This window comes from Thermoclostridium caenicola, from assembly GCF_900142095.1.
Taxonomy (GTDB): domain Bacteria; phylum Bacillota; class Clostridia; order DSM-8532; family DSM-8532; genus Thermoclostridium_A; species Thermoclostridium_A caenicola.
Genome location: NZ_FQZP01000003.1, coordinates 78,575 through 103,183 on the forward strand (window position 1 = coordinate 78,575; position 24,609 = coordinate 103,183).

Consider the following 24,609-nt stretch of genomic DNA (forward strand, 5'->3'; position numbering starts at 1 on the left):
TCATTTTGCCTTATCGCCAATGCGCCCTTAATCTTTACGGGCTCCCTTCGATCAGGTGTCATTGCGAGCGAACAAAGCGAGCGTGGCAATCTCTTCATACCGCGGTTGGCTATGAAAGTGACTGAGATTGCTTCGTCACTACGCTCCTCGCAATGACACAATGGTCATAGCCCAGCGGAGCCATATCCTGGATGTCATTAGGTGCGAAGCACAGTGAACCGCGGCAATCTTTAAAAACCGGGTGGATTACAGCGGACAGCAGGATAATAGCAAAGCAAAACTGAAAAAACAGGAAATCAAGTAAACCGAAGGATGCCATTCGCCGTCTAATCGGATAAAATGGAAAGCAAGAAGACCATGGAGGGTTGCGTCATGAATATTTGGGCGCGGGTTTCCCGCAGCAGGAGCATAAAACCGGTTCTGGTTGCCGGGCTGCTTATAGCATGCCTGCTTACGGGCTGTGCACGTGCTAAGAAGTCAGATTCCGCATTTCAGCCATCCGATGTGACCTCTGTCCCGATGGGCGATCCCTTTGTCCAGGATATCAACCGTCTGGGTATTAACGCTCTTAAGCTGGTCAACCAGGACGAAGCAGGCGGCGGGAACCTGATCCTGTCACCAATAAGCCTTGCCACAGCGCTTTCGGTTCTCAGCAACGGTGCCGCAGGGGCTACCCTGGAGCAGATCAACGGGATCGTCAATAGCCGGGGACTGTCCCAGAATGAGCATAACAACAGATACAGGGACCTGATCAGCAGTTTTTACAACAGGAAGGACATGGTGATACTTCCGGCCAACTCCCTGTGGATCAAAAGGAATTATCCATTTAAGGAGAGCTTTGCTGAGCTGGCCAAAGCCTGGTATGACGCCGATGTATTCTCGCTCAACGATAAGGCTTCCTCAGCCGTCAACGAGGTGAACCGATGGGTATCGGACAGGACCAAGGGTTTGATCACCGATCCGCTCAGCGAGATCCATCCTCTGACCGTGATGCTCCTGGTCAATACCCTGTACTTCCGGGGAACCTGGGAGAATCCGTTTGATGACAGCTTTACCAGGAAAGAAGACTTTACGTTGAGTACAGGCGAAACGGTGAAGGTTGATATGATGAACAGCCGGCTGATGGTGCCCTTCCATGATGCCGGGGATTTGAAGGCGGCAAAGCTGTATTACAGGGGCGGAGTATCCATGCTCTTTTTGCGGCCTGAGGAGAATGTCAACGATCTTTTGTCGGATCTGACGGCGGAAAAGCTTTTTGAAATCAACAGCCATCTCGCCATCCATACGACCGACCTGAAGGTGCCCAGGCTGGATTTTGGTTATAAGTCCGAGATGAGCGACTGCCTGAAAGCCTTGGGGATGGTGGATGCCTTTACGGATGGGGTGGCCGACTTCAGCCGGATGGTTGACGGCAAAAAGCCTTCTGTGAGCCGTGTCCTTCATGAATGCCGGCTCAAACTGGATGAGGAAGGCACTGAGGCGGCTGCCGTCACGGCCATCGCGGTTACGGCTACCAGCGCGATGCCCGAACCGGAGCAAATCGTGGATTTTTACCTGGATAAGCCCTTTGTGTTCGCCATCGTGGATGAACGGACCGGAGCCGTGCTGTTCCTTGGGAAGGTTGAAAATCCGCTTGGATAATAGGATCATGCCGTGGTGGTGTTCCCGTAATCGCAGGGAGAGGAATAAGCGGGTATAGAAGGGAGCCCGTAAAGCCCGGCCGCTGTGCTGCACGGCTGCAAAACATCAGGCTGTTCGAATGGGGGTTGGCTGAACTCGCTTCGCTCAAACAGCAGTCGCCCTGTTCCCATTCTCACAGGATGTTTTGGCGCCTTATCGCAATGTGGTCTTGACCTTTATGGGCTCCCTTCCTGTTGGTAAACCCCTGGTGTCTTCGCAAGCGAATGAGATTGCTGTCGGCTCCTCACCATGACATTCCTGGTACTGTCATTGCGAGCGACGTGTCAGCGAATCGTGCGTATTTCATAAATTGGAAGTTGGAGGCTAGAGGTTGGAGATTGGAATTCTCAGGTAACGCACTAAAACTTTATTGCGGATATAACAAATCAAAGCGCGGCTCTTTAATATAAGGCCGCGCTTATTATGTAAAAGGAGCGGTATGGCATATACTCATCCGTTTTTTTTTCGTACTCAGCAGTTCATAGAGCTTGAAGGCGCCAAAAAGCAGGATGGCTCCAACGGCAAGGGCTATTCCCAGCTTAATCAGCGATTTGAGCAGAAACCCCAACAGGCTGAGAAAGGCGAGGCATCCCACGATAAGAATGGTGTAACCCAATACGGGACCAAATTTCCTTACGGCGGCGTTCTTGATTTCAAACAGGCGATCCACCATGAACCACGACCTCCTTGTCATCTTTATGTGTTCATTATATGTTCCGAGTTTTACAATCCGTTATGAGATTTCTTATAATCAAATTAAAAAACAGTTAGAATGGGTTTATCCATTCCAACTGTCTTTGGTTATCATGTCCTTCTTCAGCCAAAGCCCTCTAAATCCTGCGGAGTCTCTCGGCGGCTTCCCTGGTCTTTTCAGGGCTTCCGAATCCGGTAAGCCTGAAATATCCCTCACCCCTGGTGCCGAATCCGCTGCCCGGCGTCCCAACGATATGATAGCGGTGGAGGAGCTCATCGAAGAACTGCCAGGAGGTCATGCCTTCGGGAACCTTCAGCCAGACATAGGGTGAGTTGATACCGCCCCATACCTTGAAACCTTTTTCTTCAAAGACGCTGCGGATGGTCTTTGCATTCTCAAGGTAGAGGTCGATGGTCTTCCGGATCTGTTCACGGCCTTCCGGAGTGTACAGGGCTGCGGCCGCGCGCTGTACGATGTAGGGAACGCCGTTGAACTTGGTTGTTTGTCGCCTGAGCCACATGGCATGCAGTTTAAGAGGCTTGCTGCTGTCGGACATGGTGACCTCCAGCGTCTTTGGCACCACGGTATAAGCGCAGCGGAGGCCGGTAAAACCGGCTGTTTTGGAGAAGCTCCTGAACTCAACGGCCACCTTTCTTGCCTCCGGGATCTCATAGATGCTGTGGGGGATGCCGTCCTCCCGGATAAAGCTTTCATAGGCTGCATCATAGAGAATCAGGGTTTTATTGGCCAAAGCGTAGTCCACCCATTTTTTGAGGTCATCCCTGGTCAACGCCACGCCCGAGGGGTTGTTGGGCGAGCACAGATAGACGATGTCCAGGCGTCCATCCGGGATCTGCGGTTTAAAGCCGTTCTCCTCAAGGCAGTCCAGGTAGCGGATGTTTTGGTATCCGTCGCCTGCGGGGGAGCCGGCGTGCCCGGCCAGCACATTGCTGTCCAGATAAACCGGGTAAACGGGATTGGAGATGCCGATGATGTTGCCGTCCCCGAAAAGGTCGGTAAAGTTGGCGGTGTCGCTCTTGGCGCCGTCGCTCACAAAGATTTCATCGGGCTCGATATCGCAGCCGCGGGCTTTAAAATCATGCACCGCAATGGCCTCCCGCAGGAAATCATATCCCTGCTCGGGACCATATCCCCTGAAGGTTTCTGCCCGGGCCATTTCATCCACGGCCTCATGCAAAGCCTGTATGGCAACAGGAGGAAGGGGCTGGGTGACATCCCCGATGCCGAGCCGGATGATGTCTGCCGTCGGGTTGGCAGCCTTGTAATCATTGACCCTTTTTGCGATTTCAGAGAACAGGTAGGTTTCCTTGATATCGCCGAAATGACTGTTGATAAGCATGTTCTCTAACCTCCATCGTCAGATTTCAATCTCGCCGTCAAAGACATGGGTGGCCGGTCCGGTCATGTACAGGCCGTCCTCCTGCCAGTCTATCTCCAGGGTTCCTCCCAGAAGATGGACCTCGGCTTTCCGATCGATCAGGCCAAGACGCATCAGGGCAGCCGCAGAAGCGCAGGCGCCCGTTCCGCAGGCCAGGGTCTCGCCGCTGCCACGCTCGTATACCCGCATTTTGATGGCTGTCCGTGAAACCAGCTGCACGAACTCCACGTTGACCGATTCCGGAAAGATGGGTTTCTTCTGAATCTCCGGACCATAATCGTCCACCGGGAATCCATCGGTGTTCTCCACCATGGTGACCGCGTGGGGATTGCCCATGGACACGCAGTAAAAATCAAAGGATCTGTCGTGGGCTGTGAGGGTGACGGGGAACCGTTTTTCAGGCAAATCGGGAATATCTTCCCGGTCGGAAAAACGCGGGACACCCATCCAGACCCGCACCTTTTCTATTTTGTTATCCATGCCGGGATAAAGGACGAGCTTCCGGATGCCTGCCAGGGTCTCCACCGTAACCTCGGTTTTGTTGGTTAACCCCATATCGTATACAAATTTGCCCACGCATCGGATGCCATTGCCGCACATCTTTCCTTCGGAACCGTCGGCATTGAACATCCGCATGCGGAAATCCGCAACCTGGGAAGGCAGAATGAGGATCAGACCGTCGCTGCCAATCCCGAAATGCCTGTCGCTCACCTTGATGGAGGCGGCGGCGGGATCGGTTATGGTTTCGGTGAAACCGTTGACATAAACATAATCGTTGCCGATGCCGTGCATCTTGCTGAAGCGTATTTTCATCGTGTCCCTCCGGTTTGTGGCGTTATGTTGTGCAGTGTATGACCGAATATGCCGAATTATGAGTAGTACCTGCTACAACTCTTTTCTGTATATTATTATAGCACAAAGGAACACGATGTAAACCCTGAAATGCAAGTTGCAAAACAGTGTCTTGCAAGTTGTTCACTTTTTATGGTCTTTTTCGGGGGAAGGGCCATCTTGGGGAGTTGCTTTGTCCTGTTTGACAGGACCGTATTTTTCGACGATTTTCTCTGCGATTTCCAGGAGGGGAGTTCCGGTATCCATGCTTGCTTTTTGCATGAATCTCCAGGCCTCAAATTCACTTAAGTGGTGCGCATGCATCAGAAGGGTCTTTGCCTTGTCAGCCAGCGAACGCCGCTTCAGATCGTCTTTCAGCTTTTGGGTTTCAGCCCGCATCCGGTTTAACCGATCCCTGTACTGCATCATCAGCTCGATGGAGGTTAAAAGGGCCTGCGGTGACACAGGCCTCGGCAGGCAGACGATGTCCTCCCCCTGAATGCTCTGCCGCGCATAGGCCATCTGTTCCGCAGGCACGATCATCAGGACCGAGCATGAACGTTTTGCCAGAAGATCAGTGGCAAAATGGATGCCTGACATATCCGACAGGTTGAAACCGACCACCGCGATATCGATGTCGTGCAGGCCGGCAAGTCTTAAGGCCTGCATGCCGGATGTGCATGAGAATAATACGCGATGCCCGTTTTCAACCAGGATGCCTTTGATTCTTTCCAATGTCTCCTGTTGGCGGAAAACCAACATGATTCTGCAGACGGTATCCACAGGTCTCCTTTCTGTCCGGCAAACGGAAAGTGCGATAAAGATGGTTCAGTAGCGAGACAGGTATTTCTGAATCTCCCATGGATGCACCTGTTGCTTGTATTCATCCCATTCCTTCAGCTTTGCCTGGATGAACCGGGATGTGGCATGGGGTCCCAGGGTGTCGGTGATAAGCCTGTCGTCCTGCAAAGCCTGCAAGGCTTCATACAGGGTCTCCGGCAGGCTTCCGATCCCTGCCGCCTGGCGCTCTTCCTTTGATAGCAGGTAGATGTTTTTCTCAACCGGCGCCGGCGGGGTAAGGCCCTGCCTGATGCCATCCAGCCCGGCTGCCAGAATTACCGCAAAGGTCAGATAGGGGTTGCAGGAAGGATCGGGACTGCGCAGTTCAATCCGGGTTGCTTCGCCCTGGGCGGAGGGAATGCGGATCAGAGGGCTGCGGTTCCTGGTGGCCCAGGTGATGTATACGGGTGCTTCATATCCCGGAACAAGGCGCTTGTATGAGTTGACGATGGGATTGGCGATGGCGGTGATGGCACGGATATGCGCCATGATGCCCGCCATGAAGCTGTAGGCTTCCCGGGACAGACCATATTTGTCCTTGCTGTCATAGAAGACGTTTTCCCCGTCCCTTGACAGGGACATATTGATATGCAGGCCGCTTCCGGGCATCCCGGAAAGGGGTTTGGGCATGAAGGTGGCGTACAGGCCGTGGCGCTTGGCAATGGTCTTGACAATGATTTTGAAAGTCATCAGGTTGTCGGCAGCCCGCAGGGCTTCGTCATACCTGAAGTCTATCTCATGCTGGCCATTGGCGTCCTCGTGGTGGGAAGCCTCCACATCAAAGCCCATGGCTGTCAGGGTAAGACAGATATCCCGTCTGGCATCCTCGCCCAGATCCATGGGGCTCAAGTCGAAATAACCGCCCATATCATGGGTTTGTGTGGTGGGTTTTCCGGTTTCATCGGTATGGAAAAGAAAGAATTCGCATTCAGGCCCCGCATTGAATGTGTATCCCATATCGGCAGCCTGTTTGATGACGCGTTTCAGGATGTACCTGGGATCCCCCTCGAAGGGTGTTCCGTCCGGGTGATAAATATCGCATATCAAACGGGCTACCCGGCCGTTGCTGGGTGTCCATGGGAATATCTGAAAGGTGTCCAGATCCGGATACAGGATCATGTCAGATTCTTCTATCCGGGCAAACCCGTCAATGGAAGAGCCGTCGAACATGTATCGGTTTTCCAGGGCATTCTGCAGATGATCCACGGTGATGGCCACGTTCTTTGTCATCCCAAAAAGATCGGTAAACTGCAGGCGTATGAATTCCACACCATTGCCCCTGGCCTGGCTCAGAACATCCTGTACGCTCATCTTCTTTTCCATCCAACATCACTCCCTGATCAATATAAAAACAGTTTGAATACCATATGCATACAAAAAGAGCAACGCAGCGGAGTGCTGCATCCGCCGTCAATCCAAGTGATTCATGCCCTGCAGGGCTTAGCCTTACGAATCGCCTCTGGAAATAAGTATAGCATTTTTGGTTTTAATTGCACATGACGCATGCAAAGACAGAACCCTGATCCGGTTGATCTGGAAGGGCTTGAGCTGTAAAAAAACTGACTCATCGTTCCTCGAAAAAATGTTAAAAAATAAATAATGTTTGTTAAATAAATAATTATTCAAAATAGCCTGTAAAAGCTGCAGGAATTCGTTTATAATGTTTTTTGTATTTAAAATACATTGTTCAAACACTGTCAAGATATTAACATTTGGGGGCAATACACAAATAAATGACTAAATCTTTTTCGACACCTTCCCGTTTGCAGTGACGTTTCAGCAGAAAAGCCTCAGGTTGAATCATGCAGCGGTTACATTTATTGCTGTACCTTTTGCGAATGGACTATGTTATGATTTTCTTGAACGGCTGAGGAAGAACCGTTCCGTTCATATGTCTGTGTTGCATTTTTCATATTGTCCATTCCGCGAGATTTCGTATGGCGTGACGCAAATACCAGGGGAACATAATAGGTTTTATTGGAGTGATAGATATGAAACTGTTCAAAGGAGGCGTACATCCTCCTCAGCAAAAAAATACGGCGGAAAAGGCGACTGTCCCGATGGGCGTTCCATCGGTGGTCCTGATACCCCTGGCCCAGCATTTGGGTGCGCCCTGCCAGCCCAAGGTCAAGAAGGGCGATACGGTCAAGGTCGGTCAGGTCATCGGTGATACGGATGCCTATGTTTCAGCTCCCATCCATTCCAGCGTATCGGGAACGGTAACCAGGGTGGAGCCGGTGGTTCTGTCAGGCAGCCGACCTGTCATGTGCGTTGAAATCAAACCGGACGGCCTGCAGGAGATCTCCGAAGAAGTCAAGCCTCCGGTGGTTGACAGCAGGGAGAGCTTTCTGGCCGCAATCCGGGCATCCGGCCTTACAGGTCTTGGAGGTGCGGCTTTTCCGACCCATGTGAAGCTCAATCCTCCCAAGGGGACAAAGGTGGATACCCTGATCATCAACGCGGCAGAATGCGAACCCTACATAACCTCCGACTACCGGGAATGCCTGGAGAACACGCAGGGGATTATAGAGGGTATCCTGCATGTGCTGAAATGGACCGGGATTGAAAAAGCCCTGATCGGTATTGAACAAAACAAGCCTGAAGCCATAAAGATGCTGAAACAGGCTGTTTCGAATATACCTTCCATAACGGTGCATGCCCTGCCTACCCGATATCCGCAGGGGGCTGAAAAAACCCTGATTTATACCCTTACAGGAAGGGAAGTCCCGTCAGGGAAACTGCCTGCAGATGTGGGATGCATTGTCATGAACGTTGCCAGCGTAGCTTTTGTGGCGTCCTATCTGAAGACCGGCATGCCTCTTGTCAAGAAGCGGGTGACAGTGGACGGCTCTGCTGTTCGGAATCCCCAGAACGTTGAAGTGCCCATCGGGACACTGCTGAAGGAAGTGTTTGACTTCTGCGGCGGTTTCAAATCCGAACCCGGCAAAGTGATCATGGGTGGTCCCATGATGGGCGTTTCCCAGTATTCGCTGGATTTGCCGGTACTGAAGCATACCAATGCCCTGCTGGCCCTGGATGCAGACGAAGGCAGGATCCCCGAGGAAACGGCCTGCATCCGTTGTGGCCGCTGTGTGCGCGCCTGCCCGATGAGACTTCTGCCACTGGAACTGGACAGGCTGGTAAAAACCCAGCAATTTGAAGAGGCGCAGAGGTTCCATTTGATGGATTGCATTGAATGCGGCTGCTGTGTTTACGCCTGTCCGGCCAAACGGCTGATGGTTCAGTCCATCCGCATCGGCAAGGACTATATCAGAAGGAACGCAAAGAAGTAAAGGAGTGGGCATAAATTGGAAAACAAGTTGTTGATGAGTTCATCGCCGCATATCAGAAGCGATGCCTCCACTTCCAAAATCATGCTGGATGTCTTGATTGCTCTGGTACCTGCATCGCTGGCGGGAGTGTATTTTTTCGGGCTGGATGCGGCTCTGACCATTATCGTTTGTGTGGTTTCCTGCATAGTGTTTGAGTTTTTGGCAAGGAAGCTCCTCAAGCGCAGCAATACCGTTTCAGACCTCAGCGCTGCCGTGACCGGGGTCCTTCTTGCACTGAACCTGCCGGCGGCTATACCCAAATGGATGGCCGTTGTGGGCTCATTCTTTGCCATCGTCGTCATCAAGCAGCTCTTTGGCGGAATCGGACAGAACTTCATCAATCCTGCCCTCGGTGCCCGCGTTTTCATGCTGGTGGCCTATGGCACGAAGATGACCCAGGTATCTGTTCCCCGAGGAGCTGACGCAACCGATGCCATCTCGGCGGCAACCCCTCTGGGCGTCCTGAAAGAGGGCGGCGCACTGCCAAGTTATCTTGATATGTTTTTAGGTAAAATCGGCGGTTCCCTGGGGGAAACCTCGGCCCTTGCCCTGATCCTCGGCGGCCTGTATCTGCTCATCCGAAAGGTCATATCCTGGGAGATCCCTGCGATATACATAGGCACGGTGGCCCTGCTTTCCTGGATATTGGGACCTGAAGGCTTTATGACAGGCGATCCGCTGTTCCATGTGCTGGCGGGTGGCTTGCTGATCGGCGCCATCTTCATGGCCACCGATTATACCACCAGCCCCATGACAAGGAAAGGTGCCGTTATCTATGCTTTTGGATGCGGTTTCCTGACGGTTGTCTTCAGATTGTATACCAATTTGCCGGAAGGCGTATCCTATGCCATTCTGCTGATGAACACAGCGGTTCCGCTTATTGACCGATACACGGCGCCGAAGCCCTTTGGAGGTGGGAAACATGTATAAGGAGATCATCAAACCGGCTATCACCTTGTTCCTGGTATGCGTTATCATCACCGGCGCCCTGGCGGTTGTAAACGGAGTAACCAAGCCCATCATTGAAGAACGAGATAAAGCGGCGCTCCAGAAATCCCTTTCGGTTGTCCTGCCCGGTGCCGGTTCGTTCTCCGATGCCGTGGATCGGGAAACGCTCATCAGCCGGGGTTACCAGCCTGGAGAGACGATTAAGAACCTTTACGAGGCCGAAGCCGGCGGCGAAACCGTCGGATACGTTGTGGAAGTGACCCCAAGGGGCTATGGCGGGGCAATCCGCATCCTTGTGGGCATAGACAGGGACCTTTCGGTTACCGGTGTCAGGATCCTGTCCCACAGCGAGACACCGGGTCTTGGTTCAAAGGCCCAGGACCAGACTTATCTGGAACAATACCTTGGAACCATTCCTGAGAATCTGTACCATGTTGTCAAGACTGCGCCTTCCCAGGACGGGGACATCGCTGCCTTAAGCGGCGCCACCGTCACCAGTCGCGCCGTATCAAACGGGATATCAGAAGCGGCATCGTTGGTCCGCAGTCTTGTGAAGGGGGGAGAGTAAATGGCAGGGAAGCCTAAAGCATTTAGCATATTGACCAATGGATTATTGAAGGAAAACCCGACGCTGAGGCTTCTTTTGGGTATGTGCCCGTCTCTGGCGGTTACGACTCTGGCCAAAAACGGCATAGGGATGGGAATAGCCACCACAGCGGTGCTCATCGGTTCCAACGTGGTGATCTCACTGATCCGAAAAATTGTACCCGACAAGGTGCGTATTCCCATATTCATTACGGTTATTGCAGGCTTCGTGACCATCGTCCAGATGCTGATGAAGGCCTACTTCCCCGATTTGAACGAGCAGTTGGGCATATATATCCCGCTCATTGTGGTTAACTGCATCATCCTGGCCAGGGCCGAAATGTTTGCCAGCAAGAATGGGCCGCTCCTCTCGGCCCTCGACGGCCTGGGGATGGGCCTGGGATTTACCGCGGCGCTGTTTGCTATCGGGTCTATCCGTGAAATCCTGGGCGCCGGAACCTGGATGGGCATTGCCCTGACCGCAGATCTCTTTGACCCTGCGACCATTATGATCCTTCCTCCCGGCGGTTTTATGGTCATGGGCTTACTCATCGCCCTGGTCAATAAACTCTCCAACAAGAGCAAGAAGACCAAGACTGCGGAAGAGTCTGAAAAATGCGCCATGGGCTGCCCGGGCTGCGAGAAAGCCTCATAAATCAGGAGCCGGGGACATATTGAAAGGAATGGTTGGTTATGAAAGAGCTTTTTGTCATACTCATCGGGGCTATGTTCATTGAGAATTTTGTCCTGTCAAAGTTTCTGGGTATCTGCCCATTCCTGGGCGTATCCAAGAAATCCAGCACGGCTTTGGGCATGAGCGGCGCGGTGGTGTTCGTCAATACCCTGGCCTCAGCGGCCACATGGGCAGTGAACGAGTTCCTGCTGAAGCCCAATGATCTGGAATACTTGCAGACCATCGCGTTTATCCTGGTTATCGCTGCATTGGTGCAGTTTGTGGAGATCGTGCTGAAGAAACTGGTCCCGCCGCTTTATAAGGCCCTTGGTATCTATCTTCCGCTGATCACCACCAACTGTGCGGTTTTGGGTTCGGCCCTCCTCAACGTGGAAAGGAATTACACTTTCCTGCAGGCGGTATTCTTCGGCTTTTCCGCCGGGCTGGGCTTCACCATGGCCCTCATCCTGTTTTCCGCCATCCGGGAAAGGCTGGAGACCTGCGATATCCCGGAAACTTTCAAGGGCATGCCCATCACCCTGATCGCCGCGTCCCTGGTTTCGATCGCCTTTGTGGGATTTGCGGGATTAGTGATCCAGTAAGAAGGGGGTAGCAATCATGAGCATTATCATACCCGTCGCCGTCGTATCGGGCCTTGGCCTGTTTTTTGGCATAGGTCTTGCCTATGCCTCCAAGGTGTTCGCGGTGAAGGTTGACGAGAGAATAGAAAAGGTCAGGGAATTTCTTCCGGGAGCCAACTGCGGTGCCTGCGGCTTCTCAGGCTGCGATGGGCTTGCCGAGGCCATCGTGAATGAAGGCGTCTCTCCCGGCAAATGCCCTGTAAACAGCAAGGAAGGCATTAACGCCATTGCAGAACTGATGGGTATTGACGAAGGAGAGGTATCCCAGATGGTGGCCCGGGTTATCTGCCAGGGTACCTGGACCAAAGCGGATATGAAGTATGAATATCAGGGTGTTCAGGACTGCCACGCCGCCAATCAGCTGGGAGGCGGGATGTCTCAGTGCTATTACGGCTGCATCGGGCTTGGTTCCTGCCAGCGCGCCTGTCCCTTTGATGCCATTGAGCTGAAGAACGGGCTGGCACGAATCATTCCGGAAAAATGCAAGGGCTGCGGCATGTGCGTGGCTGAATGCCCCAAAGGAATCATCCGGCTTGTTCCGGTGCTGACAGGCTTTACCGTCCTGTGCGCCAATCAGGACAAGGGTGGGGTGGCCAGGAAGAACTGCAAGGTGGCCTGCATCGGCTGCATGAAGTGCCAGAAGGTGTGCCCGGCCGGCGCCATTACCGTTGAAAACAACCTGGCCCGCATCGATCATGAAAAATGTGAGAACTGCGGCAAATGCGCAGAGGTTTGTCCCCAGTCCACCATCCATGACGCCATGCACGAGCGTTTCCCCATGGACTAGTCTTGAAATGCAAGGCCAATCGTCATGTGCATAAGCCCACCTGTCAACATGAAGAGAGGACGGGCATACGACGAGGTTGCCGGTGCCGGATGCCTGCAGCCTCATTGTGTTTTTGTCCGGTTTTGTGCGGAACGAAACCTGCGGCAGGCGTTACATCTGCCGCTTTTTGGTATAATGGGAGTAAAACATCAGACAATTGGCCCGGCAGACCGTATTATACACGGTTATGGAAAAAGAGATGCAGGATTATGAGGTTGTCAGGCTCTGCCTTGAGGGCAGGACGGAACATTTTGAAACATTGGTTGACCGGTACCAGAAGCTTGTTTACTCACTGGCCTGGAGCTACCTGAAGGATGCGCAGCTTGCCGAAGACGCCGCCCAGGAAGCTTTTGCAAAGGCCTATAAGCACCTGGCATCCTATAATCCCGCATTCAGGTTTTCAACCTGGATTGCCCGCATAACAGCCAATACCTGCACGGATTTTCTGAGAAAAAGAAAGGAATTCTGCCCGATTGAGGATGCCTTTGAGGTGACCGATCCGGAAGGTACGCCTGAGCAGCATGTGATAGGAAGGGAAACGAAGGACAGGCTAGAAGGCCTTATCAACCGCCTGGATCCCAAGTACAGGCAGCCCCTGATGCTTTACCACCTGGCAGGGATGAAATATGAGGAAATCGCCGAATATTTGAAGGTTCCCATGAGCATCGTAAAAAATCGGATATTCCGCGCAAGGAAAATGCTGAGACAGGCTATGGAGGACTGACGGTATGAAGGATTGCATAGACCAGAAAACATTCAGCCGGTATCTTGAAGATTCGCTGGAGCCTGAAGTGCTGACAAGACTTGAAGCCCATTGCAGGATTTGTGAGCGTTGCGCCGGTGAACTGGCGGGGTGGAAGGTCCTGAAGGAAAAGCTTCGGGAAGCGGCCGATGTCGAGGTGCCCGACGGCCTCAAGGAAAAAGTGATGTCCCGCATTGCTGGGGAAAAGATTCTTCCGGCCCGAAGAGAAGGGGGAGCCAGGCGAGGTCTTGCCGCTGCCATTGTTTTTGCGGCCGCCCTGTACTACCTCTTCCGACCCGTTTTGCGCCCGATCCTGTTCAGCCTGATCTCCGCCGGTCTTAAGTTCCTGTCGGCTCTGTGGTATAACGCCTTAAGCGCTGTTGGCATGGATCCCGCAATTCTGATCAGGCTCTTTGGGAAAATCATGGCGGGATTTGGCAGTTTATTGCCTGTGTTCATGGCCGCTACGTTCCTGATGGTCACAGGGCTGGTTGTGCTGATCATAAGGGGAAGGGCGGCGCGGCAGCCGGGCTGAGGTCTCCGGTTAGGGCTTTCCTTTTTTATTGTCCTATTATATAATTATAGTGCAGTTTACTTGGGAACAGGCGGGAGGAAGTAATTATTATGGTAGCAAAAGAAGTCACAATATTGTGCAAAACTGGTCTGGAATCCAAGATGGCAGCCAAGCTGATTCAAAAAGCTTCAGAATATGAGTCCAATATATGGATCCAGAAAGATGAAAGAAAAGCCAACGCCAAGAGCCTGTTGGGGCTTCTCTCCCTGGGAATCAGTCCCGGAGATACCATCACCATCATCACCGATGGCCGGGATGAGGAGACAGCTCTCAATGAATTGGAAGCATTTGCAAAGAACGGAATGACGGATTAGGAAATAATGACCGTCGGCTTTCAGCCGGCGGTTTTGCTTAAGCGGAACATTTGTCAGGATGCGAGGTGGCAATGAAAGCAACCATTGAAGAAACCCTGAAAAGCCTTCCCGATGCGCCGGGTGTCTATATCATGCGCGATCAGGCCAACAAGGTGATCTATGTCGGGAAGGCCAAGGTTCTCAAGAACAGGGTGAAGTCCTATTTCCAGAACCGGGAGGACAGGGATGTCAAAACAGCCACACTGGTAGCCAATGTGGAGTCCCTGGAGTATATCGTCACCCGAACCGAGGAAGAAGCCCTGATCCTTGAGAACACGCTGATAAAAAAGTATAAGCCCAAATACAATATCCTGCTGAAGGATGACAAGACCTATCCCCATATCCGCATCAGCGTCCAGGAGGATTACCCGCGCATCGAGATCGTCCGCAAGATCCAGCAGGATGGCGCCAGGTATTTTGGAACCTATGTGAGGGTGGGTGCCGTCAGGGAGACCGTGGAACTCATCAGGAGGCTCTTTCCCATCAGGACCTGCAAGCGGAACATCTCCCCCGACAAAAAGCAAAGACCCTGCCTCTACTACCATATCGGTTTATGTTCCGCCCCGTGCAGCGGGAATATCTCGAAGCAGGAATACGGTCGGATGGTCCAGAATGCATGCGCCTTTCTTGAGGGCAGGCAGGAGGAAGTCATCAAAAAGCTCGAAGAAGAGATGCAGCGCTATGCCGACGAGCTTAAATTTGAAAAGGCCGCCGTGATACGTGACCGCCTGAGAAGCGTGAGTGAACTGCTTAAAAAACAGGTAGTCTATTTTACCCGGGATGAGGACAGAGATGTTATCGGCCTGTATTTCGACGACTGGCACTGTGCTGCCAGCGTCCTGTCCATCCGATCCGGCCGGCTTGTGGGCAAGCGTTCCTATGTGCTGGAAGGGATGGGGGCATCATCCCGGGGAGCCGTCATGGACTCGTTTGTCCTCCAGTATTATGATGCCAATCCGGAGGTGCCCAGGGAGATTGCCCTCCAGTATGAACCCGAGTCTGCCGAAGTGCTGTCGGAGATCCTGTCCAGGAAACGGGGCGGGAAGGTCAGCATCCTGGTACCCAAAAGGGGCGTTAAGGCTGAACTGGTGGAAATGGCCGAGCAAAATGCCCGTGAAGAGCTGGAGTTGTACAGGAGGACGGTTCTGATCAGAAACGCCCAGTCCCGGGAAGTCCTGGAAAAACTCCGGTCCCTCCTCAACCTTGAAAAAGTCCCCCAGGCCATTGAGGCCTATGACATTTCCAATACGGGAGACACGGAGATCGTGGCATCCATGGTGGTGTTCCGGGAGGGGCGCGCCGAACACAGCCTTTACCGGCGGTTCAAGATGAAAGCAGTCACCATGCAGAATGACTATGCCAGCATGCAGGAGACCCTGCTGAGAAGGTTCGGCCGGTACCTGGACGGTTCCGAAGACGAGGCCTTCGGGACGCTTCCGGACCTGCTGCTGGTGGATGGGGGCGTTGGCCATGTCAGCGCAGCCAGGGAGGTTCTGGATGACCTGGGCCTTGAAATTCCCGTGTGGGGAATGGCCAAGGATGACAGACACCGGTCCCATCGGCTGGTGAACGGCGAAGCAAGCATCGATCTGAACCGTGATCAGGAAATCCTCCGGTTCATTGCCTCGATCCAGAACGAAGCGCACCGGTACGCGCTCCAGTACAACAGGCATCTTCGGAAAAAGCGCCATCAGCAATCCGAACTGGACCTGGTCCCGGGTATCGGAGAGGCCAAAAAACGGGCGCTGCTTCGGGCCTTCGGTTCCGTCAAAAGGATCAGGGAAGCAAGCCTTGAGGAAATCAGCGCCGTTAAGGGGATCGGCCCAAAGCTTGCCCTCATCATCAAGGAAAGGCTCAAGGGAAACGGTCATTAAATTTCACCTGATGCCGTATGATAGGATAGAATCTTTTGGTACGAGCCGGACACATGAATTTAGGCATGATTCTGCCCCGGGAATCCGGCCGCAGGGAAGAAGGACTGATGAACCGCCTGCTGTCAGTCCTGTCCATAGGCCGGCTGCCCGTTGAAACCAAATGGCTTCATTTGGATCCCCATATCCATCTGCTCGTCTGTCATATTCCGGCGATTTATGGTCATGCTATGCATCGTAAAGGCCCGCTCAAACGGCTGAAGCGCAAACTGGACAGGATGTTCTCAGAGGAAGGGGTCCTCTCTGTCATTGAGCATCCTGCCGCCTGTAACCTGTATGGCTCGGAAAAAACCAGGTATGAGCCCTGCCTGATGGATATTGCCGTCGGGCGCTTTACGAAACTTTTGGGTATCGTGCACCGGGGACCGGGCCTGAACCGGATGGAAATTACCGTCACCGGGAACCAGCGCCATCTGGAATATGCCATCACGCGGGCTATTTCCCTGGTTAAGACCATCAATGTCCTTATTCCGGAAGGCAGCCGGGAGCCGGGGCAAGCTGAAGAGGCCTTCGAGGAAACGGGCATCCCCGTTCATATTACCAGCGATCCGGAAGTGCTCAACCGAACCCCCCTCTGGATTCGGTTTCCCAATGACCATGAAAGCTTCGACTGCCTGCCTGCGGCCTATACGGGCAGGATCATCGACCTGGGGGCGCTTAAGGTTATTGACACCAGGGCGAAGAGGGTTTATGGTATATGTTTGGAGCTTCCCATGGCCCTCATGAAGGAACTTGGGCCGCTGCCGGATGACCTGAGATATTACAGGCTTCCCGGGTTCCTTGCGGCAAACTGTGCCAATGCCTGGGGAGAAAGTGCCGCCGAAGCCTCTTTACGGCTGGACATGCGGCTGATTGTTAAACCTTGACACGGTTTGAGGTGTCATCTATAATGAATCGTAATGTTAGTCAAGGATATCATTTATCTTTTGGGGGCATGGAATAAAAATAAAGGGGAGAAACGATATGGAACAGAAAGAAGTCCTTCTTACCTATGAAGGTCTGAAAAAACTCGAGGAAGAGCTTGAGTATCTGAAGGGGGAAAAGCGCAAGGAGATTGCGGAGCGCATTAAGGCGGCTCTGACATTTGGCGATATATCCGAAAACTCGGAGTACGATGAGGCAAAGAACGAGCAGGCCCAGAACGAGGCTCGCATTGTACAGCTGGAGACCATGCTGAAGCGTGCTACCATCATCGATGAGGATGAAGTGGATACCCAGATGGTCAATCTCGGCACCTATGTACGGATCCGGGAGCAGAAGTCGAAGGATGAGTTTGAATACCACATCGTGGGTTCAGCAGAAGCCGATCCCGCCTCATTCAAGATTTCCAATGAATCCCCCGTGGGAAGAGCGCTTATGGGGCACAAGAACGGCGATGTGGTCGAGGTGGAAGTTCCGGGAGGAAAGCTCAAATACAAGATTATTGACATCCATAAGTAGGATAGCCTATTGTTTGTCAACTCGTAATCATGTATAATATAGCTCTGATATGAAACACAGTTTACATATATTATGTAAGCTGTTTTCTTTTATGGCTTTCTTTGATTCGCAGGCGCAAGGCGCATGGGATAAAAGAGGCAGTATTCAGAAAAAACACACCCGGGAGGAAGAATATGTCTGAGATCATGGAAAACGCAGCAGAACAGCAGCAGGATATAAATGAAATACTGAAAATCAGGCGTGAAAAGCTTTTTGAGCTTCAGAAGTCCGGCAACGATCCCTTCCGCATCGTCAAGTACGATGTGACCGACAGAACAGCCGATATCGTATCCAGGTTTGAGGAGTATGACGGGAAAAGGGTATCGGTTGCCGGCCGGCTGATGAGCAAGCGGGATATGGGCAAATCAGCCTTCTGCGATATTCAGGACCGGGACGGAAAAATTCAGCTTTATGTCCGCATCAATGATCTGGGAGAGGAAAAGTACGCCAGCTTTAAAAAACTGGACATAGGTGACCTTCTGGGTGTGACCGGAACAGTTTTCAAAACGCGCATGGGCGAGATTTCCATCAAGATAGATGACTATGTCTTGCTGGCAAAATCCTTAAGACCCCTGCCCGAAAAATTCCACGGTCTTAAGGATACCGATACCCGGTACAGGCAGCGCTACCTGGATCTGATCATGAATCCCGAGGTGAAGAAGACCTTCATCATCCGGAGCAGGATCATTTCGGCCATCAGGAAGTACATGGACTCCCATGATTTCCTGGAAGTGGATACGCCCATCCTGAACACCATTCCCGGGGGTGCAGCCGCACGTCCGTTCATCACCCACCATAATACGCTGGACATTGACATGTACCTGCGCATCGCGCCGGAACTGTACCTGAAGCGGCTGATCGTGGGAGGACTTGAAAGGGTTTATGAGCTGGGCCGCATGTTCAGGAACGAGGGCATGGACGTCAAGCACAACCCGGAATTTACCATGATGGAGATCTATCAGGCCTATACCGACTACCATGGTATGATGGCCCTGGCGGAGGATCTGATCTCGACCGTGGCCCAGGAAGTTCTGGGTACCATGAAGGTGTCCTATCAGGGACAGGAGATAGACCTGACACCGCCATGGAGAAGGATAACCATGCAGGAGGCCGTGCTGGAGTATGCCGGCGTCGATTTTGACAAGATTGCCACCGATGAGGAAGCGCGGGCTGTTGCCAGGGCGAAGGGCCTTGAACTGGAAGGCAATCCGACCAGGGGCGAGGTTTTGAACCTGCTTTTCGAGGAGTTTGCCGAGCCCAACCTGATCCAGCCTACCTTTGTGCTGGACTATCCCGTTGAAATTTCCCCGCTGACCAAGAGGAAGCCCGACAAGCCCGAGCTGACCGAAAGGTTTGAACTGTTCATCACAGGAAGGGAGTTTGGAAACGCCTACTCCGAACTCAACGATCCCCTGGACCAGAGGGAGCGATTCCTGGCCCAGGTCAGGAAACGCGAAGCCGGGGATGAAGAGGCCAACATGATGGACGAGGACTTCCTCATCGCCCTGGAACATGGCATGCCGCCCACAGGCGGACTCGGAATAGGCATCGACAGGCTTGTCATGCTGCTGACCGATTCCTATTCCATAAGGGATGTGCTTCTGTTCCCGACCATGAAGCCGAAGGACTGACGATGATATCATTGACATCGAGGAGGTCTTCATATGGACAGAAGGAGAGCCCTGGAGATCTTCGGTCTGCGTGAAGACGCATCAAAAGAGACGATCATTAAACGATACAATGTCCTGTTCAAGAAGATAAGGTACATGGAAGATGCCGGCGATATGGGATTTACCCGTGATGAGCTGGAAGAGGCCTATAAACTGCTGATGGGTATTGCGTACCACGATCCGGAGGAAGAGCGAAGGAAACTGGCCCGTCAGCAGCATCCGAACCCGATTCTGAAAGCTCTTGGCATTGATCAGGACAAGCTGTCCAATTTTATATATTATAATAAATGGAAATTTGTTGTCGGCGCCCTTGTCCTTATATTTGTGATTTATGCCATTGTCAGCATCACCAGCCGTGTTGACCCTGATTTCAAGCTCATCATTGCCGGAGAGATCTATGTTGAGGACATCGAAGCCACAGAGCAGGCGCTCAAGACCCTGGTAGACATCAAGGAGCCACAGGCTCAGCATATTCCTATCAGTGACAGGCTGGATCCTCAATCCCAGTCGGTCTATGAGCAAAAGCTCAGCGTGGAAATCATGGCCGGAAACAACGATGTTTTCATTGTTGATCTGAACCTGTATAAAAGGCTGGCGCCCTTCGGGATTTTTGTCCCTTTGGATGACAGGCTGGATGAACTGGGGATTGACAGCTATGATGAGCAGCTCCTTGTGACGCTTCAGACAGAGGATGGTGAGAGCGTTTCTCCTAGGCTTTACGGTGTGGACGTAACCGGAAGCCGGTTCCTGGATGAGCAGGGAATTGAGGGAGAAAGGCTGATAGCCGTTATAATGGCAAATGCAGAACATGCCGATGATGCCTTGGAGTTTATCAAAAAGCTGGCGGAAGCAGTCCAGTAAAATATCTGTGAGGAGGCGAACCTATGTTTGAGTTGGTTTTGGGCAACAGTGGGGGCAACGAGAAGCTGGTATTCCTGCGCGGTGAGATAGACATTTATTCGGCGCCTGACTTCAGGGAAAATCTTTTTCAGGCTATAGGGGACTGCAAGGAGGACATCGTTCTGGATTGTTCAGAGTTAAGCTACATAGACAGCATGGGACTGGGAATCATGGTGGCGGCCTTAAAACGCGCAAAGCAGAATGACAGCAATGTCAGGATCAGAAATCCCAAGCCCAACGTCAAAAAGCTGTTCAAGATTACAGGGCTTGACAAAGTCTTCATTATGGAGGATTCAAAATGAAACCATTGGATTCGGTATCCGTCCTTGTTCCTGCGAAGGCCGAATATGTCAGCGTTGTCCGGCTGACAGCCTCAGGGATAGCCAGCAGACTGGGATTCGATATTGATGATATTGAGGATATCAAGGTATCCATTTCGGAAGTCATCAGCAGGATGATTGACAAGCGTGTTTCTTCCGGACGTATTGCCATCGATTTCCATCTTTTCAGTGATAGTATCAGAATTGATTTCAGGCTTTCAGATAGTTCGCCGAAGGACATTTTTGCCGGCGGAGCAGATGACCTGGCTTTTGAAATCATCCGCTCCCTGATGGACGAGGTGAACCTGAACACGGATAACCAGGCTTTGCTTTCCATGGTAAAAAAGCTTGAAAGGGCTGTCTGAAGATGAGCAAAGAATCAGGATCTCCTGAAACGCAGGAGTGCACGGAGAAAGAATTATTTGAAGCCTATCGCAAAAACCGCGATCTGGCTATTCGCAATGAGATTATTTCACGTTATCTGTATCTGGCGGATATCATCACCAAGAAGTTCACAAACCGGGGTGTCGAAAGGGACGATATATATCAGGTTGCCTGCCTGGCGCTGATCAATGCGGTGGAACGCTTTGATCCCGATGCGGAGGTGAAGTTTGTCAGCTTTGCCACGCCGACCATTGTTGGCGAGATCAAGCGCTATTTCCGGGACAAGGCCTCGGTGATACGCATTCCGCGGCGTATTTATGAGGTTTATCAGAAAGTGAACCAGGCCCGGGAATACCTGATGCAGAAGCTGAAGCGATCTCCCAGGATAGATGAAATTGCAGACTATCTCAAGATGAAGGAAGAAACCATCCTGGAGATCATAGAGTCCTGGAATGTATATAATATCCAGTCCTTTGACCAAACTGTATTTGAGGAGGACGATCTGGAGCTGCACGAGACGGTCGGGGAAGATGATGAAACCTTTGAGCGGATTAATAACCGGGATTTCCTGGAAAAAGCCATGGAGAACTTCAACCAGGCCGAGAAGCAGTTCATCAAGCTCAGATTTTTTGAGAACAAGACACAAAAGGATATCGCCAAGCATTTCAATGTATCCCAGATGTACATATCGCGTTTGGAGAAGCGGACCCTCGAGAAGTTCCGCTACATTTTGAAGAAATAAAAAAGTGGGTAAATAAGATACAGGAGGTTCATCCGGGAGGGAATCCTGTTGGCCCGACAGACGGAGGATATGTTAAGTATGAGTGTCAACCAGAAAGAGGGAATAAAAATATACAGTGAAATGATAAACAGCGATGCCTATGAGGTATGCCGTGAGGTCAAGATCATTCTGAATCGTATCGAGATGATTTCCGGCATTGATGCCGATCAGCAGTTTGACATAAAGGTGATCCTGAGCGAGTTGCTTCAAAACGCCATCCGCCATGGAAACGCCATGGACAGCAACAAGAAGGTCAGGGTGGACGTATGGATTCAGGACAACCGCGAGCTGTTCATATGCGTGGCCGATCAGGGGCCCGGGTTTGATGTGAAGCATGCTTTTGGGGGCAGGAAGAAGTCTGCCGACTGCGATGCCCTGTCCATGGACGAGTCCGGAAGAGGTCTCCTCATCGTTCAGAACCTTTGCGACGATATCCAGTTCAATTCTGCCGGAAATGCCATAACAGTCAAGAAACGGTTGGATAAACACTGATACAAGACAGGTAAAGTTAGGGGACGGTTCTCCCAACCGCAGGAAGGCAGGGGAACCGTTTTTTCTGTGTTGCCCTTACCCTGTGGGATAAAGGTAAGGGAAGGACAAACCCGGATCTGTTCAGGCCTGTCATTTTGTGATACAATGAAGGCGAGGAGTTGATTATAAAGATGATGAAATGCTCTATTTGCAAGGAAAATGTCGCCGTGGTCTTTATCACGCGAGTTATAGACGGAAAAACGGAACCTATGGGGTTGTGCATGTCCTGCGCGCAGAAGCAGGGCCTTGCCCCCCTGCAGCAGATGATGAGCCAGGTCGGGATGACCCAGGAGGATCTGGAGAACCTGAACGAGCAGATGGCCGAGCTCTTCGGCAACATGAACATAGATGAATTTATCCAGTCCCTGCCTTCGGATTCGGAAGACAGGGATTCCGACGATGAAGGCAGGAATGCCATGATCCGGTTCATGAACGCCACTTTTCCCGGTTTCGGCCCGAGGAATCCCAAGGAGCCAGGACCGTCCGGCAGCAAGCACGAGTCATACTCGGACAAGGCCACAAGGCCGAACCAGCAGAAGCCGGCCAAGAACCCGAGGAAAAACCTGAACGCTTTTGGAACCAACCTCAACGATAAGGCGCGAACGGGAGGCATCGACCGGGTTGTCGGCAGGGAAAAGGAAATTGAGAGGCTCATCCAGATCCTGAACCGCAGGACCAAGAACAACCCGGTGCTCCTTGGCGAGCCCGGCGTCGGCAAAACGGCCATAGCCGAAGGGCTTGCCCTGAGGATTGTTGAAAACAGGGTGCCCAGGAAGCTTGCCAACAAGGAGATCTATCTGCTGGATCTGGCTGCCATTGTTGCCGGAACCCAGTTCAGGGGGCAGTTCGAGGCAAGGATGAAGGCCATCCTGGATGAAGCCAAGGCCCAGCAGAATGTGATCCTGGTCATTGACGAGATCCATAATATCGTCGGAGCGGGAGAGGCCGAGGGAGGCGCCATGAATGCCGCCAACATCCTGAAGCCTGCCCTGGCGCGCGGCGATATCCAGATCATCGGCGCCACCACGCTGGAGGATTACCGCAAGTACATCGAGAAGGACAGTGCCCTGGAAAGGCGGTTCCAGCCCGTCATGGTGGAGGAGCCCTCCATTGAGGAGTCCATCGAGATCCTCAAGGGGATACGCGGGTATTATGAGGATTTCCACCAGGTCAGGTACAGCGATGAGGTGATTGAGTTCACGGTGAGGATGGCGGCCCGCTACATCCATGACCGGTTCCTGCCCGACAAGGCCATCGATGTGATAGACGAGGCCGGCTCCAGGGTCAACCTGAAGAATGAAGGCAGCCTCGAACTGGATAACCTGAGGGCTCAGCTCAAGGCTATCCAGGAAAAGAAGGAGCAGGCAGCCCTCCATGATGACTATCAGCTGGCAGCCAGCTACAAGGTGGAGGAATGCCGGATTACCGATCGCATCCGGGAACTGGAAAGCCAGATCGGAACCTTGGATGTGACCATTGACGATATCGCCCAGGTGATTGAGTCCTGGACCAGTATTCCCGTACAGCGCATCACCGAGGATGAAGCGGCCAAGCTTCTCAAGCTTGAGGAACGCCTGCATCAGCGCGTCATCGGCCAGGATATGGCTGTTACCAGCCTTGCCCGGGCCATCCGCAGAACCCGGTCCGATTTCCGAAGGAAAAAGAAACCGGCAAGTTTCATCTTCGTCGGTCCTACCGGTGTGGGTAAGACCGAACTGGCGAGAGCCCTGGCCAACGAGCTCTTTGGAAGCGATGATGCCATGATCCGGCTTGATATGTCGGAATACATGGAAAAACACACGGTGTCCAAGATCATCGGTGCGCCTCCCGGCTATGTGGGTTACGACCAGGGCGGCCAGCTGACCGAAAAGATTCGCAGGAAGCCCTATTCGGTGGTACTGCTGGATGAGATAGAAAAAGCCCATCCCGATGTATTTAACATCCTGCTCCAGATCATGGAGGACGGGCGGCTGACCGACAGCACGGGCAGGACGGTGAACTTTGAGAATACCCTGCTCATCATGACTTCCAATGCGGGAACAAACTATCGGATTGGGAACATCGGCTTCAACAGGGAAGGGTATGATGCGCTCAAAGACCGGGTCAACCAGGCTATCAAGGAGATCTTCAGGCCCGAGTTCCTCAACCGTGTGGACGAAATCGTGGTGTTCGAACAGCTCACCAGGGATCAGCTGAGCAGGATTGCGGATCTGATGCTGAAAGAGGTTGAGAACGATGTGCGTGCCAAGGGCATGCATATCACCTTCAGTGAAGAGGTGAAGGCTTTCCTGATTGATAAGGGATTTGATCCCAAGTATGGTGCCCGGCCGCTCAGAAAGACTATCCAGCGCCATATTGAAGACGAACTGGCCGAGATGTTCCTGGCCGGCAGGATCAGGGAAGGCTGCACCATCGAAACCGTGATGGAGGATGGGAAGATCGCCTTCAGGATAACCCATCTGCCCGAAAAGGCATAATCCCGTTGCTGAATGCAG

Annotated in this window: 25 protein-coding genes; 20 read left to right on the top strand and 5 right to left on the bottom strand. The window is 52.4% G+C overall.

Going from position 1 to position 24,609, the window contains the following annotated elements; genetic code table 11:
• Nucleotides 1–372 precede the first annotated feature (372 nt).
• Complete coding sequence (locus tag F3H12_RS01750; RefSeq protein ID WP_188118315.1) at nucleotides 373–1,641, top strand: serpin family protein; 1,269 nt, start codon at nucleotides 373–375, stop codon at nucleotides 1,639–1,641.
• 460 nt (nucleotides 1,642–2,101) lie between these two features.
• On the opposite strand, the gene F3H12_RS01755 is transcribed toward F3H12_RS01750, so the two are convergent.
• From F3H12_RS01755 to glnA, 5 genes are all read right to left on the bottom strand, one after another.
• Complete coding sequence (locus F3H12_RS01755) at nucleotides 2,102–2,353, bottom strand: hypothetical protein (RefSeq protein WP_149677628.1); 252 nt, start codon at nucleotides 2,351–2,353, stop codon at nucleotides 2,102–2,104.
• A 157-nt stretch (nucleotides 2,354–2,510) separates the two neighbouring features.
• Nucleotides 2,511–3,734 carry an LL-diaminopimelate aminotransferase gene (locus tag F3H12_RS01760; RefSeq protein ID WP_149677629.1) on the bottom strand — a complete coding sequence of 408 codons (1,224 nt, stop codon included), beginning with the start codon at nucleotides 3,732–3,734 and terminating at the stop codon, nucleotides 2,511–2,513.
• Between the two features lie 18 nt (nucleotides 3,735–3,752).
• A complete protein-coding gene (dapF, locus tag F3H12_RS01765) occupies nucleotides 3,753–4,580 on the bottom strand; it encodes a diaminopimelate epimerase (RefSeq protein ID WP_149677669.1) in 828 nt (275 codons plus the stop codon).
• 168 nt (nucleotides 4,581–4,748) lie between these two features.
• Nucleotides 4,749–5,339, bottom strand: coding sequence for an ANTAR domain-containing response regulator (locus F3H12_RS01770; protein WP_188118316.1), 591 nt, complete (start codon nucleotides 5,337–5,339; stop codon nucleotides 4,749–4,751).
• A gap of 93 nt (nucleotides 5,340–5,432) precedes the next feature.
• Nucleotides 5,433–6,767: a type I glutamate--ammonia ligase gene (gene glnA / locus F3H12_RS01775; protein WP_149677631.1), complete on the bottom strand. Its 1,335-nt coding sequence runs from the start codon at nucleotides 6,765–6,767 to the stop codon at nucleotides 5,433–5,435.
• 668 nt (nucleotides 6,768–7,435) lie between these two features.
• Here glnA and rsxC point away from each other — a divergent pair.
• The 19 genes from rsxC to F3H12_RS01870 all read left to right on the top strand — a co-directional run bounded on the left by rsxC (nucleotide 7,436) and on the right by F3H12_RS01870 (nucleotide 24,591).
• Entirely contained in the window at nucleotides 7,436–8,737 is a 1,302-nt protein-coding gene (gene rsxC, locus F3H12_RS01780; RefSeq protein ID WP_188118317.1) for an electron transport complex subunit RsxC, read from the top strand.
• Nucleotides 8,738–8,770: 33 nt separating this feature from the next.
• A complete protein-coding gene (locus tag F3H12_RS01785; protein WP_207706782.1) occupies nucleotides 8,771–9,706 on the top strand; it encodes an RnfABCDGE type electron transport complex subunit D in 936 nt (311 codons plus the stop codon).
• Nucleotides 9,699–10,292 carry an RnfABCDGE type electron transport complex subunit G gene (locus F3H12_RS01790; RefSeq protein WP_149677633.1) on the top strand — a complete coding sequence of 198 codons (594 nt, stop codon included), beginning with the start codon at nucleotides 9,699–9,701 and terminating at the stop codon, nucleotides 10,290–10,292. The genes F3H12_RS01785 and F3H12_RS01790 overlap by 8 nt, the downstream gene beginning before the upstream one ends.
• Nucleotides 10,293–10,964: an electron transport complex subunit RsxE gene (rsxE, locus tag F3H12_RS01795; protein ID WP_149677634.1), complete on the top strand. Its 672-nt coding sequence runs from the start codon at nucleotides 10,293–10,295 to the stop codon at nucleotides 10,962–10,964. It begins immediately after the preceding gene.
• A 38-nt stretch (nucleotides 10,965–11,002) separates the two neighbouring features.
• Complete coding sequence (gene rsxA, locus F3H12_RS01800; protein WP_149677635.1) at nucleotides 11,003–11,584, top strand: electron transport complex subunit RsxA; 582 nt, start codon at nucleotides 11,003–11,005, stop codon at nucleotides 11,582–11,584.
• A 16-nt stretch (nucleotides 11,585–11,600) separates the two neighbouring features.
• Entirely contained in the window at nucleotides 11,601–12,410 is an 810-nt protein-coding gene (gene rnfB, locus F3H12_RS01805; protein ID WP_149677636.1) for an RnfABCDGE type electron transport complex subunit B, read from the top strand.
• A gap of 196 nt (nucleotides 12,411–12,606) precedes the next feature.
• Nucleotides 12,607–13,173, top strand: a complete 567-nt coding sequence (locus tag F3H12_RS01810) for an RNA polymerase sigma factor (protein WP_149677637.1) — start codon at nucleotides 12,607–12,609, stop codon at nucleotides 13,171–13,173.
• Nucleotides 13,174–13,177: 4 nt separating this feature from the next.
• On the top strand, nucleotides 13,178–13,726 hold the full coding sequence (locus F3H12_RS01815; protein ID WP_149677638.1) for an anti-sigma factor family protein: 549 nt from the start codon (nucleotides 13,178–13,180) through the stop codon (nucleotides 13,724–13,726).
• An 89-nt stretch (nucleotides 13,727–13,815) separates the two neighbouring features.
• Nucleotides 13,816–14,079: an HPr family phosphocarrier protein gene (locus tag F3H12_RS01820; RefSeq protein WP_149677639.1), complete on the top strand. Its 264-nt coding sequence runs from the start codon at nucleotides 13,816–13,818 to the stop codon at nucleotides 14,077–14,079.
• A gap of 71 nt (nucleotides 14,080–14,150) precedes the next feature.
• Nucleotides 14,151–15,992: an excinuclease ABC subunit UvrC gene (uvrC, locus tag F3H12_RS01825; protein ID WP_149677640.1), complete on the top strand. Its 1,842-nt coding sequence runs from the start codon at nucleotides 14,151–14,153 to the stop codon at nucleotides 15,990–15,992.
• 53 nt (nucleotides 15,993–16,045) lie between these two features.
• Entirely contained in the window at nucleotides 16,046–16,915 is an 870-nt protein-coding gene (locus F3H12_RS01830; RefSeq protein ID WP_149677641.1) for a hypothetical protein, read from the top strand.
• Between the two features lie 97 nt (nucleotides 16,916–17,012).
• The gene (gene greA / locus F3H12_RS01835) at nucleotides 17,013–17,489 is read left to right on the top strand and encodes a transcription elongation factor GreA (RefSeq protein WP_149677642.1); all 477 of its coding nucleotides are present in this window, start codon (nucleotides 17,013–17,015) and stop codon (nucleotides 17,487–17,489) included.
• Nucleotides 17,490–17,662: 173 nt separating this feature from the next.
• Nucleotides 17,663–19,159 carry a lysine--tRNA ligase gene (gene lysS, locus F3H12_RS01840; protein ID WP_149677643.1) on the top strand — a complete coding sequence of 499 codons (1,497 nt, stop codon included), beginning with the start codon at nucleotides 17,663–17,665 and terminating at the stop codon, nucleotides 19,157–19,159.
• A gap of 33 nt (nucleotides 19,160–19,192) precedes the next feature.
• Entirely contained in the window at nucleotides 19,193–20,059 is an 867-nt protein-coding gene (locus F3H12_RS01845) for a type 2 periplasmic-binding domain-containing protein (RefSeq protein ID WP_149677644.1), read from the top strand.
• Between the two features lie 23 nt (nucleotides 20,060–20,082).
• Nucleotides 20,083–20,400: an STAS domain-containing protein gene (locus F3H12_RS01850; protein ID WP_149677645.1), complete on the top strand. Its 318-nt coding sequence runs from the start codon at nucleotides 20,083–20,085 to the stop codon at nucleotides 20,398–20,400.
• Nucleotides 20,397–20,783, top strand: a complete 387-nt coding sequence (locus F3H12_RS01855; protein ID WP_149677646.1) for an ATP-binding protein — start codon at nucleotides 20,397–20,399, stop codon at nucleotides 20,781–20,783. The genes F3H12_RS01850 and F3H12_RS01855 overlap by 4 nt, the downstream gene beginning before the upstream one ends.
• A 2-nt stretch (nucleotides 20,784–20,785) precedes the next feature.
• Nucleotides 20,786–21,544 (top strand): SigB/SigF/SigG family RNA polymerase sigma factor, encoded by a 759-nt coding sequence (locus tag F3H12_RS01860; protein WP_149677647.1) that lies wholly within the window; start codon nucleotides 20,786–20,788, stop codon nucleotides 21,542–21,544.
• Between the two features lie 78 nt (nucleotides 21,545–21,622).
• Nucleotides 21,623–22,075: an ATP-binding protein gene (locus F3H12_RS01865; protein WP_243133157.1), complete on the top strand. Its 453-nt coding sequence runs from the start codon at nucleotides 21,623–21,625 to the stop codon at nucleotides 22,073–22,075.
• 170 nt (nucleotides 22,076–22,245) lie between these two features.
• A complete protein-coding gene (locus F3H12_RS01870; protein WP_149677648.1) occupies nucleotides 22,246–24,591 on the top strand; it encodes an ATP-dependent Clp protease ATP-binding subunit in 2,346 nt (781 codons plus the stop codon).
• Nucleotides 24,592–24,609 lie beyond the last annotated feature (18 nt).